The organism is Komagataeibacter xylinus (genome assembly GCF_004302915.1).
GTDB classification, from domain to species: domain Bacteria; phylum Pseudomonadota; class Alphaproteobacteria; order Acetobacterales; family Acetobacteraceae; genus Komagataeibacter; species Komagataeibacter xylinus_C.
Window position 1 is genome coordinate 16,390 of the sequence record NZ_QQBI01000013.1, and the last position, 19,375, is coordinate 35,764.

The 19,375-nt window shown below is 66.7% G+C and carries 19 protein-coding genes; 8 read left to right on the forward strand and 11 right to left on the reverse strand.

What is annotated here, in order from left to right; all coding sequences use genetic code 11:
- Position 1 precedes the first annotated feature (1 nt).
- From DV027_RS09375 to DV027_RS09395, 5 genes are all read right to left on the reverse strand, one after another.
- A complete protein-coding gene (locus DV027_RS09375; RefSeq protein ID WP_130731594.1) occupies positions 2-670 on the reverse strand; it encodes a glutathione S-transferase family protein in 669 nt (222 codons plus the stop codon).
- Positions 670-1,767: a tRNA 2-thiouridine(34) synthase MnmA gene (gene mnmA, locus DV027_RS09380; RefSeq protein WP_130731549.1), complete on the reverse strand. Its 1,098-nt coding sequence runs from the start codon at positions 1,765-1,767 to the stop codon at positions 670-672. The genes DV027_RS09375 and mnmA overlap by 1 nt, the downstream gene beginning before the upstream one ends.
- A 124-nt stretch (positions 1,768-1,891) precedes the next feature.
- A complete protein-coding gene (locus DV027_RS09385) occupies positions 1,892-2,206 on the reverse strand; it encodes a ferredoxin family 2Fe-2S iron-sulfur cluster binding protein (protein ID WP_061273819.1) in 315 nt (104 codons plus the stop codon).
- A 31-nt stretch (positions 2,207-2,237) separates the two neighbouring features.
- On the reverse strand, positions 2,238-3,419 hold the full coding sequence (locus DV027_RS09390) for a cysteine desulfurase family protein (protein WP_130731550.1): 1,182 nt from the start codon (positions 3,417-3,419) through the stop codon (positions 2,238-2,240).
- A 70-nt stretch (positions 3,420-3,489) separates the two neighbouring features.
- Positions 3,490-4,623, reverse strand: a complete 1,134-nt coding sequence (locus DV027_RS09395; protein WP_130731551.1) for a cysteine desulfurase family protein — start codon at positions 4,621-4,623, stop codon at positions 3,490-3,492.
- Between the two features lie 583 nt (positions 4,624-5,206).
- On the opposite strand from DV027_RS09395, the gene DV027_RS09400 reads away from it, so the two are divergent.
- The 3 genes from DV027_RS09400 (at position 5,207) to DV027_RS09410 (ending at position 7,712) form a co-directional block, all read left to right on the forward strand.
- Positions 5,207-5,872, forward strand: a complete 666-nt coding sequence (locus DV027_RS09400) for an alpha/beta hydrolase (RefSeq protein ID WP_130731552.1) — start codon at positions 5,207-5,209, stop codon at positions 5,870-5,872.
- 112 nt (positions 5,873-5,984) lie between these two features.
- Entirely contained in the window at positions 5,985-7,232 is a 1,248-nt protein-coding gene (gene tyrS / locus DV027_RS09405) for a tyrosine--tRNA ligase (RefSeq protein ID WP_165399155.1), read from the forward strand.
- Between the two features lie 3 nt (positions 7,233-7,235).
- Positions 7,236-7,712 (forward strand): DUF4186 domain-containing protein, encoded by a 477-nt coding sequence (locus DV027_RS09410; RefSeq protein WP_130731554.1) that lies wholly within the window; start codon positions 7,236-7,238, stop codon positions 7,710-7,712.
- 99 nt (positions 7,713-7,811) lie between these two features.
- On the opposite strand, the gene DV027_RS09415 is transcribed toward DV027_RS09410, so the two are convergent.
- Entirely contained in the window at positions 7,812-8,150 is a 339-nt protein-coding gene (locus DV027_RS09415; RefSeq protein WP_130731555.1) for a Rieske (2Fe-2S) protein, read from the reverse strand.
- Between the two features lie 125 nt (positions 8,151-8,275).
- Between DV027_RS09415 and DV027_RS09420 the strand changes: the two genes are divergently transcribed.
- Positions 8,276-9,523 (forward strand): aminopeptidase, encoded by a 1,248-nt coding sequence (locus tag DV027_RS09420; protein ID WP_130731556.1) that lies wholly within the window; start codon positions 8,276-8,278, stop codon positions 9,521-9,523.
- Entirely contained in the window at positions 9,520-10,077 is a 558-nt protein-coding gene (locus DV027_RS09425; protein WP_130731557.1) for a hypothetical protein, read from the forward strand. The genes DV027_RS09420 and DV027_RS09425 overlap by 4 nt, the downstream gene beginning before the upstream one ends.
- 95 nt (positions 10,078-10,172) lie before the next feature.
- Here the strand turns inward: DV027_RS09425 and DV027_RS09435 are convergent, their stop codons facing one another.
- The 4 genes from DV027_RS09435 to DV027_RS09450 form a co-directional block, all read right to left on the reverse strand.
- Entirely contained in the window at positions 10,173-11,294 is a 1,122-nt protein-coding gene (locus DV027_RS09435) for a glycosyltransferase family 4 protein (protein WP_130731558.1), read from the reverse strand.
- Positions 11,291-12,988, reverse strand: a complete 1,698-nt coding sequence (locus DV027_RS09440; protein WP_130731559.1) for a heparinase II/III family protein — start codon at positions 12,986-12,988, stop codon at positions 11,291-11,293. The genes DV027_RS09435 and DV027_RS09440 overlap by 4 nt, the downstream gene beginning before the upstream one ends.
- A gap of 37 nt (positions 12,989-13,025) precedes the next feature.
- The gene (rpe, locus tag DV027_RS09445) at positions 13,026-13,703 is read right to left on the reverse strand and encodes a ribulose-phosphate 3-epimerase (RefSeq protein WP_130731560.1); all 678 of its coding nucleotides are present in this window, start codon (positions 13,701-13,703) and stop codon (positions 13,026-13,028) included.
- 96 nt (positions 13,704-13,799) lie between these two features.
- Complete coding sequence (locus DV027_RS09450; RefSeq protein WP_130731561.1) at positions 13,800-15,134, reverse strand: RsmB/NOP family class I SAM-dependent RNA methyltransferase; 1,335 nt, start codon at positions 15,132-15,134, stop codon at positions 13,800-13,802.
- An 87-nt stretch (positions 15,135-15,221) separates the two neighbouring features.
- Between DV027_RS09450 and DV027_RS09455 the strand changes: the two genes are divergently transcribed.
- Together DV027_RS09455 and DV027_RS09460 are read left to right on the forward strand one after the other, a co-directional pair.
- Entirely contained in the window at positions 15,222-15,905 is a 684-nt protein-coding gene (locus tag DV027_RS09455; protein WP_130731562.1) for a YggS family pyridoxal phosphate-dependent enzyme, read from the forward strand.
- Between the two features lie 126 nt (positions 15,906-16,031).
- The gene (locus DV027_RS09460) at positions 16,032-18,032 is read left to right on the forward strand and encodes a potassium transporter Kup (RefSeq protein ID WP_130731563.1); all 2,001 of its coding nucleotides are present in this window, start codon (positions 16,032-16,034) and stop codon (positions 18,030-18,032) included.
- 24 nt (positions 18,033-18,056) lie between these two features.
- On the opposite strand, the gene DV027_RS18065 is transcribed toward DV027_RS09460, so the two are convergent.
- Complete coding sequence (locus DV027_RS18065) at positions 18,057-18,188, reverse strand: hypothetical protein (protein WP_275100997.1); 132 nt, start codon at positions 18,186-18,188, stop codon at positions 18,057-18,059.
- Between DV027_RS18065 and hemW the strand changes: the two genes are divergently transcribed.
- Positions 18,187-19,359 (forward strand): radical SAM family heme chaperone HemW, encoded by a 1,173-nt coding sequence (gene hemW / locus DV027_RS09465; protein WP_130731564.1) that lies wholly within the window; start codon positions 18,187-18,189, stop codon positions 19,357-19,359. The genes DV027_RS18065 and hemW overlap by 2 nt on opposite strands.
- Positions 19,360-19,375 lie beyond the last annotated feature (16 nt).

The following is a 19,375-nucleotide window of genomic DNA, read 5'->3' on the forward strand; positions in this document are numbered from 1 at the left end:
CTCAGCCGATATCCTCAAAGCGTGCCTGCTGCCACTGCTTTGGCTCCTGGGCGGCAAGCTGGTACCATTCCTCCATGAGCGGATGCGCGCGCACGGCGGTCATGTAGGCCCGTGATTCCGGCGAGGGGCTGACCCCGTAGGACAGGAAGCGCGAGACGATGGGCGCGAACATGGCATCCGCCATGCCGAATTTTTCCCCGAACAGGAAATCGCCATCCTTGCCAAAATCAAGCCGCGCCTCGGTCCAGATCGCATCAATCCGCGCGATGTCGGCATCGATATCCGCCGTGGTGCCCGCGGCAAGCGGGCGGTTCTCGCGCCCGGTATTCATGGGCATGGCGGCGCGCACGGCGCGAAAGCCCGCATGCATCTCGGCGGCGATGCTGCGGGCATAGGCGCGCGCACGGGCATCGGCAGGCCACAGGCCGGGGGCCTGCTCGGCGCAGTATTCACAGATCGCGAGGCTCTCCCACACGGCAGCGCCATCATGTTCAAGGTAAGGCACCTTGCCATTTGGCGAGATGGTGCGGATGGCGGGCGTCTCGCCCGTATCGGCCAGCGGGATCACCTGCTCGCGCACGTCAAGCCCGGCCAGGCGCACCGCAAGCCAGCCGCGCAGCGACCATGATGAATACCGCCGCGTGCCAATGACCAGAATACTGTCGCTCATCATGCCGCCTTTCCTTCGCCTCCGGCCTCGACCCGGCGGATGAACCCGCCACCAAGCACCCGGCTGCCATCATACATCACGCAGGCCTGCCCCGGCGCGGGCACCGCCCCCTCATCCAGCACCACGCGGGCCGCCCCATCAGGCAGCGCCCACACGGTGGCGGCGCGCGCCACCTCGCGCGCGCGGATCTGCACCGCGCAGCGCAGGCCCTCGGGCCCCGGCGGGGTCACCAGCCAGTTCATGTCGCGCAGCACCAGCGTGCGGGCTACCGCCCGGGCGCGCGGGCCGATCACCACGCGGCGGCTGGCAGGCTCGATGCCCACCACCATCTGGCGCTCGCCCGCCAGCATGGCGGCATTGCCCAGCCGCTTGCTCTGGCCCACGGTGTAGCGGCTCACGCCTTCATGCGCGCCCACCACCTGGCCGGACTGGTCCACGATCTCGCCCGCGCCGGTTATGTCGGGGCGCAGCTTTTCCACCAGGGCCGCGTAGGAGCCATCGGTCACGAAGCACAGGTCCTGACTGTCGGGCTTGGCGGCCACGGCGAGGCCAAAGCGCTCGGCCTCGGCGCGGACGGCGGCCTTGTCGGGCATGTCGCCCAGCGGAAAGCGCAGGAATTCAAGCTGGTCGCGCGTGGTGGCGAACAGGAACCATGACTGGTCGCGCCCCTCATCAACGGGGCGGTGCATCTCCACCCCATCCGGGCCTTCCACGCGGCGCACGTAATGCCCGGTGGCCATGGCATCGACCCCAAGGTCACGCGCCATGCCCAGAAGATCGGTGAATTTCACGCCCTGGTTGCACGCAACGCACGGCACCGGCGTCTCGCCCGCGGCATAGGCATTGGCGAACGTGTCGATCACGCTGTCCTGAAAGCGGCGTTCGGCGTCGATCACGTAATGGGGGATGCCGAGCCTGTCGGCCACGCGGCGGGCGTCGTGTATGTCGCGCCCGGCGCAGCACGCGCCTTTTTTCTTGCTCTCGCGGGAATCGTAGAGCTGGAGGGTCGCGCCAATGACCTCGTGCCCTTCGGCCACGAGGCGCGCGGCAACGACGGAACTGTCCACCCCGCCAGACATGGCCACAAGAATACGCATGGGCTCGGTTCCACTTCCCTTGAAACAGGCAATGCCCGGAGAACTATCAGCCTCCGGGCATCGCGCGTCAAACATCATCCTGCCCGCCCGCGCACAAATCACGCAGGCGGCATGGCACGTCCGGTCAGGACGTGCTGGGCAGGCGCACCACAAGGCCGTCGAGCGCTTCGGTCATCACGATCTGGCAGCCCAGGCGCGAGGTCTTTTCCAGCCCGAAGGCAAGGTCGAGCATGTCTTCCTCGTCCTCGGTCGGCGGCGTCAGCTTGGGCGCCCATTCTGGGTCGACCACCACATGGCAGGTGGCGCAGGCCAGCGAGCCTTCGCATGCGCCTTCAAGGTCAACACCGTTCTTGTGCGCGATTTCCAGGACCGACAGGCCCAGCGGGGCCGCGACTTCGCGGCGGGTGCCATCACGCTCGATGAATACTATATGCGCCATCTTTTCCATCCTGCCTGTGCGTTGCGCCCGGTTAGCCTGGCGCAGCGCTGCCTTGCGCGCGGCAATGTGCCACTGCGCGGCACAGGATCGCCGCCGCGCGATCCACTTCGGCGGGTGAGGTATAGCGTCCGACCGCCAGACGCAAGCCTTCCGCCGCCTGCGCCGCCTCAAGCCCCATTGCGCTGAGCACATAGGACGGCACCACCTCGGCCGAGGAACACGCCGACCCGGTGGACAGGCACAGCTCGGGTGCGGCTGCCAGCAGGTCGAGTGCCCGCACCCCCTCGAAGCCTATGTTCAGGTTGGCCGCAAGCCTTGCCTGCATGCCGCCATGCACGCGCAGGCCGGGGCAGCCCGCCGCAAGGGCGGCCAGCATGCGGTCGCGCAGGGAAGCGATACGGGCACGCTCGGCGGCCCCTTCAAGGCGGGCAATGCGGCATGCCGCGCCGAACCCGATGATCAGCGGCGCTGGCAGCGTGCCCGAGCGCAGGCCGCGCTCCTGCCCCCCGCCCGAAAACAGCGGGGCAAGGCGCACGCGCGGCCTGCGGCGCACGAACAGCGCGCCCACCCCCTTCGGCCCATACAGCTTGTGCGCCGAGACGGAGGCCAGATCGAGATCCCACGCCCTGACATCAACATCCACCTTGCCCGCCGCCTGCGCAAGATCGCTGTGCAGCAGGCTGCCTGCCCGGCGCACGATGGGGGCGAGGGCTGCAAGGTCGTGCAGCACGCCGGTCTCGTTATTGGCGGCCATGATGGAGGTGAGCAGGGTAGGCACCTCAAGGGCCCCGGCCAGCACGTCAGGGTCGAGCGTGCCATCGGGCCGCACGGGCAGGATCACCGGCTCGCAGCCCTCACGCGCCAGGTCACGCACCGACTCCAGCACGCATTTGTGTTCGGTCGCCACCGTGATGACCCGCCTGCGCGGATCCCCGCGCGCGATGAGGTGGCGCACGGCCCCCTTGATGGCAAGGTTGTTGGCCTCGGTCGCACCCGAGGTGAACACGATCTCACGCGCATCAGCGCCGAGCAGGGTGGCGACTTCGCCCCGCGCCTGCTCCACCGCATCATGCGCGGCGCGGCCTGCCGCGTGGTCGAGGCTGTGGGGGTTGGCGAAGCTATGGGCAAACCACGGCATCATTTCGTCCACCACGCGGGGATCGCACGGCGTGGTGGCCTGATAGTCGAGATAGATCAGGTCAGGATCGGTCATGCCCGCCCTCCGTGCCGGTGGGGCCTCATTTCCGCCCCGCCATGCGCCCGACGGTTCATGGCAGCTCCGCTCATGCAACCGCTCCCGCCTGTGCGGGCAGGCGGGCCGCCATGGCCGCATAGGCATTGATGAAGCCCTGCACGTCCGCCTCGCTCACCGACCATGGCAGCGAGACGCGGATGGCGCAGCCCGCCCCCTCGCCCAGCCCCATCGCCTCGAGCACATGCGACCGCGCCACCTTGCCCGATGAACATGCCGCACCGGCTGAAACGCCATACCCCGCCATGTCGAGCGCGATCAGCTGGGTCTGCGCCCGCCGGCCGGGCAGCACGAGGCTGGTGGTATTAGCCAGGCGCGCGGCCCCTGCCCCGCACGCGCTGGCCCCTGCCGCCACGGCCGCCGCCTCGATCCGGTCACGCCATGCGCCAAGCCGCCCGGCCTGCGCCACCATTGCCGCAACCGCAACCCTTGCCGCCGCCGCCATGCCGGCGATGGCCGGGAGGGCTGGCGTGCCGCCACGCCGCCCCTGCTCCTGCCCGCCACCGGCCAGAAGCGGCGCGATGGCATGGAACCGCGAGCCCGCCAGCAAAAGCGCGCCCGCGCCTTTCGGCCCGCCAAATTTATGGCCCGAGATGGCCACGCTGTCCGCGCCGAGTTCTTCCAGCCCAAAAGCGATCCGCCCGGCCGCCTGCACTGCATCCACATGCAGCAGCGCGCCATGGGCGTGGCACAGGTCAGCAATCCTGCGCACGGGATTGATGACGCCGGTCTCGTTATTGGCCAGCATGGCGCAGACCAGCGCGGGCGGCCCCTCGGCCGCCAGCATGCGCTCAAGGGCGGCCAGGTCCAGCACGCCATCGGCACGCACGGGAATGGGGGCGGAGCTGGCCGCCGCACGCACGGCATCATGTTCACTTGCACCCACGAGCACGCGCCTGCCGCACGCCTGCCCGGCAATGGCCAGCACATTGGCTTCCGTGCCGCCGGAGGTGAACACGCAGTTCTCCGCCGCAGCCCCGAACAGGGCCGCGATGTCCTCACGCGCGGTCTCGAGCACGGCGCGGGCCGCACGCCCCGCCCGGTGCACGGAGGCCGAGTTGCCCGCAACCGCTGCCGCCTGCGTCATGGCCTCAAGCGCCTCGGGCCGGATGGGCTCAGCGGCGTTGGCATCAAGGTATGTAAAACGGTCGTTCAGGGTGCTCATGCTGTCCAGCCATATGGGTTGCGCCAAGTCCTTTTGCGACGGGAATTACGATTTATCTGGCGTTTTGTGAATCCACACCGCTATAAGGCAGCGCAACATAATATTTATTGCAACGTGTTATGGGTGATGGACACCCCTTTGCCCCATACCGCTGCCTCAATGTCGCCTGCCCGCCATCCGGGCCATGGCAAGGAGAGCAAACCGACACGAGACACCCGGCGCGCTGGTTCAATGCAATGTTGCCCCCGGGCCGGGTCATGGCCATATACCGCCATATCTGCCCCCCGCGCAGGGCACGCCTGCCGAAGATGCACTGTTACCCGGTAGGCATAATGCCCATTATTCAGGTGGGTTGGTATATTTCGGTCTGGCGCGCCGGGCCGGGTCACTTCTGCTTTTCGTGCTGTAACCACCCGGATGAATACAGGCCACCTGCCTGCATCCGGCGCGTGGCAGCCCGAAGGCCGCACTTTTTTCTCTGCCTGCCGACCTGACGGGGCATCGCCGGTCGGGCAGGCTGTAACAGAAACCGTTCCCGTTGCAATGCCTGGAATGCACGGGGAGATGCAAATGCGGGATACCTATGCCTGAGGTCATGTTTGCCGGCCCTGATGGCCGCCTGGAAGGTCGATACCACCACTCGAGCGCGCCCAACGCGCCGCTTGCCCTGGTGCTCCATCCCCACCCGCTGCATGGCGGTACCATGAACAACCGCATCACCTACGCCATGTACCGCGCGTTCGAGAAGATGGGCTTCTCGGTCATGCGCTACAATTCGCGCGGGGTCGGGCGCTCGCAGGGGCGCTATGATGGCGGCATTGGCGAGATTTCGGATGCCGCCGCCGCCCTTGACTGGATGCAGATGGTCAACCCCAACGCCAGCGGGCTGTGGATCGCGGGCTATTCCTTCGGGGCTTTCGTGGGGATGCAGCTGCTCATGCGCCGCCCCGAGATTACCGGCTGGATCAGCGTGGCGCCGCCTGCCAACTACTATGATTTCGGCTTCCTCGCCCCGTGTCCGTGCGGGGGGCTGATGATCGCGGGCGAGAACGATGAACTCGTGCCCGAGCCCGCCGTGCGCAAGCTTGTCGACAAGCTGAACACCCAGAAGGGCGTGAGCGTGGATTACCGCATCTTCAAGGGGGCCGACCACGTGTTTGCCAACCAGGCCGAGCAGGTGGCCGATGCGCTGGAAGACCATGTGAGCACGGTCATGAACCGCAAGATGCTGGCACTCGCGGCGGACTGATTGCCGCCCCTGCCTGTTCCGGGTGGTTTCACCAACGCCAGCTAACATGCTAGAGGCTGGTCCGCGCCGGGGCGGCCCGGCCAGCGACGGACCTTACAGCGCGGAACAGATCATGCCCAAGAGTGAATTCCTCCGGGAAGCCGAAGCACGCGGCTTCATATTCCAGTGCACCGACATGGAGGCACTCGACGCCGCCATGCAGGCCGGACCGGTGGGGGGCTATATCGGGTTCGACCCCACGGCGGACAGCCTGCACGTAGGCAGCCTGATCCAGATCATGATGCTGCGCCTGATGCACCGCCACGGCCACCGCCCGGTGGCCCTGGTGGGCGGCGGCACCGCGAAAATCGGCGACCCCTCCTTCCGCGAGGAAGCCCGCAAACTCATGACGGCGGAAACCATCGCCACCAACCTGCGCGGGGTGGAGGCGTGCCTGCGGCAGTTCCTGCCACTGGGCACCGGCCCCGCCGAACCACTCCTGACCAATAATGCCGACTGGCTGGACAAGCTCTCCTACATCGACCTTCTGCGCGACGTGGGCATTCATTTTTCCATCAACCGCATGCTGTCGTTCGACTCGGTGCGCTCGCGGCTGGAGCGTGAGCAGGGGCTGACCTTCCTGGAGTTCAATTACTCCATTCTCCAGTCCTATGACTTCCGCGAACTCAACCTCCGTCATGGCGTAACGCTCCAGATGGGGGGATCGGACCAGTGGGGCAACATCGTATCGGGCATCGACCTGGTGCGCCGCATGAACGGGGCGCAGGTTTTCGGCCTCACAACGCCGCTGCTCACCACAAGTTCCGGCGCCAAGATGGGCAAGACGGCGCAGGGCGCGGTGTGGCTCTCGGCCGAGCGGCTGCCGGTATTCGATTACTGGCAGTTCTGGCGCAATGTGGAGGACGCGGATGTGGGCCGCTTCCTCAAGCTGTTTACCGAACTGCCCATTGAGGAATGCGACCGCCTGGCAGCCCTTGAGGGCGCCGGGATCAATGAGGCGAAAAAGGTGCTGGCCACCGAGGCCACGGCGCTGTGCCACGGTCGCGCAGCCGCCGAGGAAGCCGCCGAGGCCGCCCGCCGCACCTTTGAGGAAGGCGCCGTGACGGCTGCCGCCCTGCCCACCACCACCGTGCCCGCCGCATTGCTGGCCGAAGGCGTACCGGCCTTCCGCCTGTTTGTTGAAGCCGGTTTTGCCGCCAGCAATGGCGAAGCCCGCCGCCTGATCCGTGGCGGGGGCGCGCGCGTGAATGACGTGGTGGTGCAGGACGAGGCGCAGGTCATGACCAATGCCGACCTGATTGATGGCGCGATCAAGCTTTCATCGGGGCGCAAGCGCCATATTCTGGTGCAGCCGGCCTGAGCCATGGCGCGCAGGCCCGCACGCAAGGCAGCCCCGGCGCAGCAGGCTGACCTGTTTGCGCCCGCCGCACCGCCGCCTGCGCCTGCACCTGCGCCACTGGCCGACCTGTCCGCCCTGCCGCCCGTCGCACCAGAGTTATGGGCGCGGCTGGCCTACTCCCAATTCCGCGCCCGCTTTCACCTTGGGGCGAAGGAGCGGGATTATCTGGCCAGCCGGGGCCTGCCGGAAGTCATGCGCCACGCAGCCGACTTCATTGCCACCCGTCTCGCCCCCGCCCAGCCCGCGCGCGATGGCAGGCAGACCCCATGGCGCGGGCACCCGGTCTTCATTGCCCAGCATGCCACCGGCACCTGCTGCCGGGGCTGCGTTGCCAAATGGCATGCCATGCCCGAAGGCGAAATGCTTGATGCTGACCAGCAGGCCTACCTGCTGGCCGTGATACAGGCATGGATCAGGCGCGATAGCAGCCAGAAATCATAAGGAAGTTTTTGGTGAAGCTTTTTTTTTAAAAGCTTCGAAGAACGCGGGCTTTTTGAAAAAAGGCAGCACCGAAAAACTTTGCACGGCATCTGCAGGCTTTTATCCATCAACCCGCGCCCAGACTTCATCCCCGCTGATCCAGCTTTCATAGGATCGCGGCATCGGCCCCGCCGCCTCCATGCGGCCACCGGGGGCCTGCGCGCGGCCATCGGCGCCAAAGGTCCACATATGCAGCGGGCAGACGATGCGGCCATACAGCACGTATCCGTCAGACAGGCGGGCATTGCCATGCGGGCAGCGGTCATCGATCACGGCAGGGCGGTCGTCCTCCACCATCCACACCACCACGGCGCGGCCATCGCACACCACGCGCTGCGGGGCATCAAGGGCTGCCGATACGGTGCATAATGCGCGGGAACCCGTTAACGCCTGTTTCATTGAGTGCATGCTCCGCGCTGGTTTGCGGTTATCATTTTACGCGCCGGGCGTGTGTCGTCTATCCTGCGGGGCACTTTCCGCAGGCCTGCGGCACGCCGCCTGCCTTTTACAGGATATGATTACGCATGGCTCTCTCCCCCCGGCATGAACATCTTCTGGACCGCCTGGCCGAAGTCGCCGTTCGCGTGGGCGTGAATATCGCCCACGGGCAGCAGCTTCTCATCACCGCCCCGCTCGACGCCGTGCCGCTGGTGCGCCGCATTGCCGAGCACGCCTACCGGGCAGGCGCATCCCTGGTCACGCCGTTCTATTCCGATGACGTGACCACGCTGGCGCGCTTTCACCATGCGGCGGATGATACGCTCGACACCGCCGCCGACTGGCTGCACGAAGGCATGGCCAGCGCCTACCGCAAGGGGGCGGCGCGCATGGCCATTACCGGTGGCAACCCGGTGCTTCTGGCCAATGAGGATGCCGAGCGCGTCTCGCGCATAGGCCGCGCGGCCTCCAAGGCGGGGCGGCCTGCCATGGAACTGATCACGCGATTCGCCATCAACTGGAACATCGTGGCCTTCGCCACCCCGGCCTGGGCGGCACAGGTCTTTCCCGGCGTGCCGGAGGAAGAAGCCGTCAGCCGCCTGTGGGATGCCATCTTCCAGGCCTCACGCGTGATGGTGGATGACCCGGTGGCGGAATGGAAAGCCCATAATGCCCACCTGCGCAAACGCGCCGCCTGGCTGAATGAAAAGCGCTTCGCCGCCCTGCACTTTACCGGCCCCGATACCGACCTGACCGTGGGCCTGGCCGATGGCCATGCCTGGGCGGGCGGCGCGGAACCGGCAGGCAACGGCATCGTGTGCAACCCCAACATCCCCACCGAGGAAGTATTCACCACGCCGCATGCCCGCAAGGTCAGCGGCACGGTGCGGGCCACCAAGCCGCTGTTCCACCAGGGCACGCTGATCGATGATATTGCCGTGCGCTTTGAAGAGGGGCGCATTGTCGAGGCCCATGCCAGCAGCGGGCTGGACGTGCTCAACCGCATTCTTGACACCGATGAGGGCGCACGCCGCCTGGGTGAAGTGGCACTCGTGCCCGCCTCCTCCCCCATCTCGGCAAGCGGCATCCTGTTCCGCAACACCCTGTTTGACGAGAACGCGGCCAGCCACATCGCCCTTGGCCAGTCCTACGCCAAGTGCATGCTTGATACCGACAGCCTGACCGAGGCCCATCTGGCCGAACAGGGGGCCAATACCAGCTTCATCCATATTGACTGGATGATCGGGTCCAGCAAGATCGATGTCGACGCCATCAACCACGATGGCACACGCGAACCCCTGATGAGACAGGGCGAATGGAGCAACCAGCCATGACCGCTTCCTTCCTGCGCCGCACCCTTGCCGCCAGCGCCTGCACGCTTGCGCTGGCCACCGGCCTCATGGCCGCGCACCCGGCCCTGGCCCAGCAGCCGATGCAGCAGAGCACCACCGCACAGGCCCAGCCCACCCCCGCCCAGCAGGCCGCCATTGCTCGTGACATGAAAACGGTGGCGGAATACAGGCTGCCCAAGGATTTCTTCAGCCGCATGATGCCGGTGATCGAGCAGATCCGCCAGTCGCGCATCTCCCCGCCCGAGACGCCCAACATGTCACTTGAAGAGACCATCAAGCGCACGGGCGACATGGAGGCGCTCAAGCCCATTCTGGAGCATAATCACATGAGCGCGCGTGAGTTCGTGATGGGCATCACCACTTTTGGCCTGACCAGCGCCGTGATGCAGCACCCGGCGCAGGACAGCAAGAACATGCCGCAGCTGAACCCTGATAACGTCAAGCTGCTCCAGTCGCATCAGGCCCAGACGCAGGCGCTGATCCAGGCCATGGGCGGCAGCGAGGGCGAAGGCCAGCAGCCCGCAGCGCCCCAATAAAATACTGAAAAATGAAAGTTTTTGGGTGCCGCCTTTTTTCAAAAAGGCGGCGTTCCTTGAAGCTTTTTGAAAAAAGCTTCACCAAAAACTTTTGATCAGTCAGGCCTGCCCGTAAGCAATGCCGTGACCCGGGCCATGACAGCCGCCTGTGTGTACCGCGCAAGGGCGCGGGTCCGCCCGGCTGCGCCCATGCGTTCACGCAGGGCGGCATCATGCACCAGCCGCCCAAGGGCACTGGCCAGCGCGGCGGCATTGCCGGGGGGGACCAGCAGCCCGGTCTCCCCCGCCACGACCTGTTCACGCGGGCCGCGAATGGTGGTGGCGACAACCGGCAGGCCGCACAGCATCGCCTCGATCACGCTCATCGGCAGCCCCTCGAAATGGCTGGGCAGGGTAAAGATATCCGCCGCCGCCATCAGGGCCGCCACGTCCTCGCGGTAGCCCAGAAAGACCAGCCTTGCCCCCAGCCGTGCACGGGCCGTGGCAAAACAGGCCGCAAGGTCCTCGCCCCGGTCGCTCGGCAGGCGTTCCCCCACGATCCACAGCACCGCGTTACCGGGCACGCGCTCCATCGCCGCCAGCAGCTCCGGGTAGCCCTTGGCGCGCACCAGCCTTGATACGGCCAGGATGACCACCTGCCCTTCCTTCACGCCCAGCGCCGCGCGCAGGCGGGCGCGGGCCTGCGGGTCGGGGTGGAAGGTGGCCGGGTCGCGCCCGTTGCCAATGGCGGTGGCGTGGCGGTGAATGCCCAGCCTGCGGGCATCGCGTGCTTCTTCCTCCGATACGGTGAGGTAGATGTCGGTCACGCGTCCGGCCAGCCATTCCAGCACCAGCGCCACGATGCGCCGCAACCGTGAGCCGGGCTGGTTGAACAGAAAGCCATGGCAGGTATAAGCAATGCGCGGCACGCCACACCACCGGGCGGCAAACCGCGCCAGCAGGCCGCTTATGGGCATGTGGGCATGCACCATGTCAGGCTTTTCCGCCCGGATGACGCGCACCAGCGCCCGCCACGCCCGCCACTGCGCCAACGGCGAGAGCGTGCGCGACATGGGCACGCACACCACCCGCAGCCCATCGGCACGCACCTGCGCCAGCAATGGCCCATCGGCGCAGACGCCGGCTACGTCATGCCCTTCGCCATGCAGCGCCTGCATGAGGGGAAAGAGGAACTGCCGCATCGAGAAATCAACATTCGTGATTTCAAGAATCTTCATGTCAGCAGCAGCAGTTTCTCACGTTTCAGCCCCCAGCGCACCACCTGCCGCACCTTGCCCGGCGGCACATCGCCCAGCGGCGTGCTGCCCTGTGGCGGCGGGGCCGCGGGCGCCACGCCAGCCTCCTGCCCGCCTTCCGCCATCCTTGCCGCCGGTTCCACCTGCACCACAAGCTGAAGCGTGCGACACGGCACCTGCCCGCCGGAATAGACGCTCTCCTCGATGGAGACCACGCCCCCTTCCGCCTGGAAGCGCCAGTGCTGCTCGCCCGCAGTCAGCAGGATGGAGCCATCAAGCGCATCCACTGCCGTAACCGACGGGTGCAGGTGCAGCCGCAGCGCGAAGGCCAGTTCGCGCTCGCCCTCCAGCGTTTCCTCGCCGCGCAGGACCTCGCCATCGGCCGAAAGGTAAAGCCTGCGGTAATACGTCGCCCCGGCGGAGGCATGGTAGCCATCATGCGACAGGTTGAGCCAGTGCGCCCCTTCGGCCACGGCATGCTCCACCCCCACATGGGCGGGGCGGCGGAGGACGGCGCCATCCTCACCAAATTCGGAGGATGACATCCCCTCCACCGTCACGACCGCGTGCGCCGCCGTCTGCCGCAGGGCATCCTTCCATGCGGGCAGCACGCCACCACCGCAATTGACGATAAGACGCTGGCGCGCGCATGAGAACTCGAATGACAGCGTGCCCGCATGCGCATTGTGGTCAAACGGGGCCGGGGCGGGAATGCCCGCATCGACCAGAAGCAGCGAGCGCACGGCCTGCATGCGCACGAACCCGCCATCGGGCATGACACTGGCCACGACCCGCGTGCGCGTGGCCTGCGACAGCACCATGTCAATCAGCGCGGCGCTGCGCTCATGGCTTCCATTGAACAGCGCCAGCCCCCCATCGCCATGGCGCATGGCGCGCAGCACCGGGCTCATCTTGTCCAGCGCCAGGGCCACCGAATGCGGCAGCGCGTGCTGCACCGCCTGCATCATGGCCCGCATCTCGGCCAGTTCGCGCAGGGCGCGCAGCTGCACCTCCGGGCTGCGCTCGATGTGCCAGCCATCGGGCAGGATCTGGCTTTCCACCACGTTGTCGATATAGCGGCGGTAGCGGGTCAGGAAGCCGGTATATTCCGGCATGGCCACGGCCACGGCCAGCAGCCCCTTGAGTGCCGCCAGCCCCTGCCAGCCCGGCTGTTCGGGCGGCATGAGGGCTGCGATCATGCGCCCTTCCACCAGAATGCGGGCCATGAGGCGCTGGCGGAACGCATCACTGGCGGAGGCGGCAAAGAAATCGTAATGCCCCAGCCACGCCGCGACCCGCGCGCCGATCACCCCGCATTCGAGCGCCATCGGGCTCTGGGAGGGATGGTGCAGCCAGTCATCCACCAGCGCGCGCGCCTTGAGCCGCGCGGCATCGGTGCCCACGGCGCGCAGGTCGCGCAGCCAGCGGAAACTGAGCAGCCCCTCACGGAAGGCGGGCTCGAATGCAGGGTCATCCCACTGCCCCGGCCCCACGGGGTGGGTATAGCCCGCCCATGTCAGGCTGCCACGCGCAAGCCTGGCGCCTGCGGTGGTATTGCCCGGCCACAGGTCACGCACATTGTGAACGGGGGCGGCAGGCAGGTACCTGCCATCCCCGAAAAGGGGAAAGCGCGCAAGGGAGACCCGCATGACGCGCGCGAAGCGGCTCAGTGCCATAGGCACCCGCCACCGCGATGGATCGGCAAGCCCTGCCTCACGCCGGGCTATGCGCCCCGCTGCGCAGGGCCGCGATGGCGGCGCCGTAATCGGGCTGCCCGTAGACGGACGTACCCGCGACCAGCACGTCAGCGCCCGCGGCAACCGCCAGCGGGGCGGTTTCAGCGGTGATGCCGCCATCCACGCCAATGCGGATGTCGCGCCCGGTGGCATAGGCCATGCGGCGCAGGGTTTCGATCTTGCGGAGCTGGCTGGTCAGGAATTTCTGCCCGCCAAAACCGGGGTTGACGGTCATGACAAGAATCATGTCCACCAGGTCGAGCACTTCGCCCACCGCCTCGGGCGGGGTGGCGGGGCAGATGGCAACACCCGGCTTGACCCCGTGGTCGCGCACATGCTGCAGCGAGCGGTGCGTGTGCGGCCCGGCCTCGACATGCAGGTGGATGTGGTCGGCCCCTGCCTTGGCAAACGCCTCGATATAGGGATCGACCGGCGCGATCATGAGATGCACGTCAAACGCGAGCCTCGATTTGGGGCGCAGGGCCTTGATCAGTTGCGGACCCATGGAGAGGTTGGGCACGAAATGCCCATCCATCACATCCAGATGCAGCCAGTCGGCGCCAGCGGTTTCAACCGCGGCGACTTCCTCCGCCGCGCGTGAGAAATCCGCAGCCAGCAGGCTCGGCGCGATAAGGGGGGTGTTCAGAGCAGCCATGCCTGTTTTTTAACAGAAATCCCTGCCCGACGCCAACCTTTCATCACACCTCCCCCGGTAATGTGTCCATCTGCCCGAAGGGGGCGGCAGCCCCTCTCACCCCCGGCGGAAGCGCGCGGCAAAGAAGCCATCCATGCCGCCCCGGTCAGCCAGCATGCCCGGATGGGTGCGCAGCCAGCCCTCGGGCGTGCGGGCCTGCGGCAAAAAGGCCAGTTCCTCGGGCGTGAACGGATCGGGGACCAGCCCCATGGCCTGCGCCGCGCGGGCGCGCTGCTCGCCTTCCTCGGGCTGGAGGGAGCACACGGCATAGACCAGGCGGCCACCGGGGCGCAGCATGTCGCGGGCTGCGGCGAGCAGGCGGTCCTGCCCTTCGGTCATGGTGGCGATGTCACGCGGGCGCTTGATCCACATGGCATCGGGGTGGCGGCGGATGGTGCCGGTGGCCGAGCACGGGGCATCGAGCAGGATGGCATCGAGCGGGGCCTCGGGCTTCCAGGTGGCGGCATCGGCGTGGATCACCTTCACCGCCGCCAGCCCCAGCCGGGCGAGATTGGCGCGCAGGCGCTCGAGCCGCCTGCCTTCGCGCTCGATGGCGAACACCTCCGCCCCCGCGCAGGCCAGTTGCGCGGTCTTGCCGCCAGGTGCCGCGCACAGGTCGGCCACGCGCTCGCCTGCCGTCACGTTGAGCAGGCGCGCGGGCAGCGTTGCCGCCATGTCCTGCACCCAGAACGCGCCTTCGGCAAAGCCGGGCAGTTCGGCCACCTTGACCGTGCCTGCCGCGAAACGCACGCTGCCATTTGGCATCACCTCGCCACCGGGGGGGGCGTCACAGCCGGGCTTCACGGTCAGGTCCAGCGGCGGCTCGTGGCCCAGCGCGCTGGCGATGGGGCGGGCCAGCCTGCCCCAAGACTGCCACAGCCACGCCGGCACATCGAGCCGGGGCTGGTCCAGCCCTTCCAGCGCCTCAACGCCGCCACCGGCCACCCGGCGCAGCACCGCATTGACCAGCCCTGCAAACGGCACCAGCCCCCGCCTGCGCGCCAGCGCCACCGAGGTGGCCACGGCGGCATGGGCGGGCGTGTCGAGGAACAGGAGCTGTGCCACGCCAATGAGCAGCACCACGCGCACCGGCTCGGGCGGCTCGCGCTTGAGGAAGGGGGAAAGCACCTCGTTCGCGGTGCCCATATGGCGCAGCACGGTGGCGGCCAGCCGGTGGGCGGCGGCGCGGTCGCGCGGCTCGGCGGTGCGGGCGGCGGCGGAATGCTCGAGCGATGTATCGAGCATGCGGCGGTGCACGATCACCCCTTCAACGATATCGAAGGCAATGTCGCGCGTGGGGTCAGGGGCAACCTTGCCGCCGCGCCGGTCGGGGCGGCCCGCGCGATTACGGCGGGCATCGGGGCGGGACGACGGGGACGGGGGAGACTTCATGTAATCCTGACCTGCAAATGCGGCACTTCACAACGCGACGGCGCCTTGGGGCTTGACCGGGCCGCTATTCATGCCAAGCCTAGGGCCATGTCAACATCCGCATCCATAGCACAGGCCCTGAGCGGTATCCGCACCCGCATTGCAGCGAGTGCGCGCGAAGCAGGGCGCGACCCCTCCAGCGTAGGGCTGGTGGCGGTGTCGAAATTCCATCCGCAGTCCAGCGTCATCGCAGCGCTCGAGGCGGGCCAGCGCCTGTTTGGCGAGAACCGCGTGCAGGAGGCGGCAGCCAAATTCCCCCCGCTGCGCGAGCGTTTCCCCGACCTGAAGCTGCACATCATCGGCGGGTTGCAGACCAACAAGGCGCTTGAGGCAGTAAAAATCGCGGACATGATCGAAAGCCTCGACCGCCCTGCCCTGTCGGATGCGCTGGAACGGGCAGCGGATAAGGCAGGCCGGCTGCCGCAACTGCTGGTGCAGGTGAACACCGGCGATGAAAGCCAGAAATCGGGCGTGAGGCTGGAAGAGGCCGATGCCTTCATTACCGACAGCATGACCCGCTTCGGCCCTGCCGTGCGCGGGCTGATGTGCATTCCGCCGCATGATGCCGACCCCACACCGCATTTCCGCACGCTCGCAGGCATGGCGGCACGCCACGGACTGCCCGTGGTCTCGATGGGCATGTCGGCCGATTTCGAGGCGGCAATTGCCTGCGGGGCCACGCTGGTGCGGGTGGGCAGCGCCATTTTCGGGGCCCGTCCCGCCCACACCTGAACGGGGCGGAATGGCACCCGAGCACACAGGGGCCTTGCTGCACATGGGGCGAGGCGGTAATGCGGAACTATCCGGTTGCGATGTGATGCCGGTTTTCAGTCTTCATTGCCGCGGAGCCGTCACGACATGACGCAACCCACGGGGCCTGTTGCCCCCGGATCCTCAACGACGCCGGATGGCGGCGCACACCCCGCGCCTGCCGCACAGCAGGCCAGTGCCGCGCCCAAGATTACCGAATACGGCGCCGACCAGCACGAGCATGCCGCAAACCCGGTCGGCTTCGCCGCCCTGCTCAGCGTGCTCGGCGTGGTGTTTGGCGATATCGGCACAAGCCCGATCTACGCCCTGCGCTCGACCATCATGGTCGTATCGCAGCACCACAGGATCGAGCCGTGGGAAATACTGGGCGTTCTCAGCCTCATCATCTGGTCGCTGCTGCTGATCGTGACGGTTAAATACGTCATCCTGATCATGCGCGCCGACCATAATGGCGAGGGCGGGATCATCTCGCTCATGTCGCTCGCCCAGCGCGTGGCACCGAGCAACCGCATGCGCATAGCCCTCGGCATGGTGGGAATCGGCGGCGCGTGCCTGTTCTTTGGCGATGGCATGATCACGCCCGCCATTTCCGTGCTCTCGGCGGTGGAAGGCCTTGAGGTCAGTTTCCCCGCCGCCCATGACCTCGTCATTCCCATCGCACTCATGGTGCTGGTGGGGCTGTTCTCGGTGCAGTGCTACGGCACGGGCAAGGTAGGCACCATATTCGGCCCCATCATGCTGGTATGGTTCAGCCTGCTGGGCATATTGGGTGGGCTTGAAATCCTGCACCACCCCAAGGTGCTGCTGGCCATATCGCCCACCTATGCGGTGCAGTTCATCATCTATCACGGGTGGCTGTCGTTCATCGCCCTTGGCTCGGTGGTGCTGTCGGTTACGGGTGCGGAAGCGCTTTATGCCGACATGGGGCATTTCGGCCGCCAGCCCATCCGCTATGCGTGGCTGTTCTGCGTGCTGCCGTGCCTGGCGCTGAACTACCTGGGCCAGGGCGCGCTCATCATCTCCGAGCCCAAGGCGCTGGAAAACCCGTTCTTCCTGCTCGGCCCGCACTGGATGCAGGTGCCGATGATCATCCTGTCAACCATGGCCACGGTCATTGCCAGCCAGGCGGGCATCTCGGGCGGGTTCTCGCTGTGCCGCCAGATCATCCAGCTTGGCTACCTGCCGCGCCTGCGCGTGACCCACACCAATGCGGAGGAAGAGGGCCAGATCTACCTGCCCGAGTTCAACCGCTTCCTCATGGTGGGCGCGCTGCTGCTGGTGCTGGCCTTCCGCAGTTCCGATGCGCTGGCCTCGGCCTACGGCATTGCGGTGACGGGCACGTTCATGTGCACCTGCGTGCTGGCCATGGTGGTGTTCCGCAGGCTGTATCACTGGTCGCGGCCTGCGGCGATTGCCACATTCGGCGGTTTCTTCCTGCTTGATACGACGTTCTTTGCGTCGAACGCGCTCAAGATCCCGCAGGGCGGCTGGGTGCCGGTGCTGCTGGGCGTGGTGCTGACGCTGATGATGACGACCTGGAAAAAGGGCCGCCAGCTCATCATGAACCGGCAGAAGCAGGACAGCATGCCGATGAACTCGTTCCTGGCCCGCCTGCCGCAGTCACGCATCATCCGCGTGCCGGGCACCGCCGTTTACATGACCGGCAACCCCGATTTCGTGCCCGCCTGCCTGCTGCACAACCTCAAGCACAACAAGGTGCTGCACGACCACGTGCTGTTCGTGACCGTGCAGACGCTCGACCAGCCCGAGGCCGATCATGGCCACCGCGTGGCGTTGCAGGAACTTGCCCCCGACATCTACCGCATCATCCTGCGCTACGGCTTCATGGAAATGCCCAACCTGCCCCGCGCGCTGGAAGACCTGAAGGCGAGCGGGCTGGACTTTGATGCGCTGCAGGCCTCCTACTTCACCAGCCGCGAGCTGCTGGTGCGCTCGTCGGTGCCCAAGCTCTCGCGCTGGCGCATGTCGCTGTTCCTGTTCATGGCGCGCAATGCGACGCCGGCCACCGAGTTCTTCCGCATTCCGCCCGACCGCGTGGTGGAACTGGGCGTGCGACTGGGGATCTGACGGTCCTGAACAGGATAAACGTTTTCAGGTGCCGCCTTTTTTCAAAAAAGGCGGCATTCTTTTTGAAGCTTTTTGGGAAAAAGCTTCACCAAAAACTTCTGATGGTTTGCAAGGAGTTGCCTTGGCAGGTTTTTCACACAAACCCGCATCCGACATGAGCGAGCCACTGGCGCTGTATGTGCACTGGCCGTTCTGCCTGTCCAAATGTCCGTACTGCGATTTCAACAGCCATGTGCGCGATGAAATTCCCCGCGCCCGCTTTGGTCGCGCGCTCAGGCGCGAACTCGCGCATGAAGCAGCCCTGATGGGCGACACGCCTGACGAGCGTCCGACCATCAGTTCCATCTTTTTTGGCGGCGGCACGCCATCGCTCATGGCGCCCGAGACGGTGGCAGGGCTGATTGCCGATGCCCGCGCCGCGTTCGGCTTTACCGACACTGTGGAAATCACGCTCGAAGCCAACCCGACAAGCGTGGAGACCGGCCTGCTGCGCGCCTTCCGCGAGGCCGGGGTCAACCGTATTTCAATGGGTATCCAGAGCCTTGAGCCCGCGGCCCTGCGCTTTCTGGGCCGCGAGCATGACGCGCCGCAGGCCATTACAGCCCTCGAGACCGCGCGCAAATTGTTCGACCGCATCTCGTTCGACCTGATCTACGCCCGGCCGGACCAGACCGAAGCCGCATGGCGCAGCGAGCTTGAAGCCGCCCTGGCGTTGGTGTCCGATCACCTCTCGCTCTATCAGCTCACCATCGAGCCGGGCACGAAATTCGAGGGGCTGTACCGCCAGGGCCGCTTCCGCCTGCCTGAAGGCGATGACGCGGCAAGGCTGTATGAACTGACCGCCGAGGTCGCGGCCCGCCACGGCCTGCAGGGCTACGAGATCTCGAACTACGCCCGCCCTGGCGCCGAGAGCCGCCATAACCTGACCTACTGGCGCTATGGCGACTATCTGGGAATCGGCCCCGGCGCCCATGGGCGGCTGACCCGCAATGGCGTGACCTGCGCCACCCGCCGCCACCGCGCGCCCGAGCCATGGGCCGAGCGCGTGGAGCGCACCGGCACCGGCGCCCACCCTGACGAGCGGCTCGATAACCGCGACCGCGCGCGTGAAATGCTGCTGATGGGCCTGCGCCTGCGCGAGGGCATCGACACCGCCCGCTTTGCCCGGCGCACCGGCATGGCTGTGGTTGACGCGCTTGATGCCGATATCCTGAACATGGCGACCGATGAGGGCTACGTGGTGCTCGACCCCGCAGGCCAGCGCCTGCACGCCACCGATGCAGGCCGCCTGCGGCTGGAAAGCCTGCTGGCCGCGCTGGTGCTTTGAGGCATTAGGCCATACG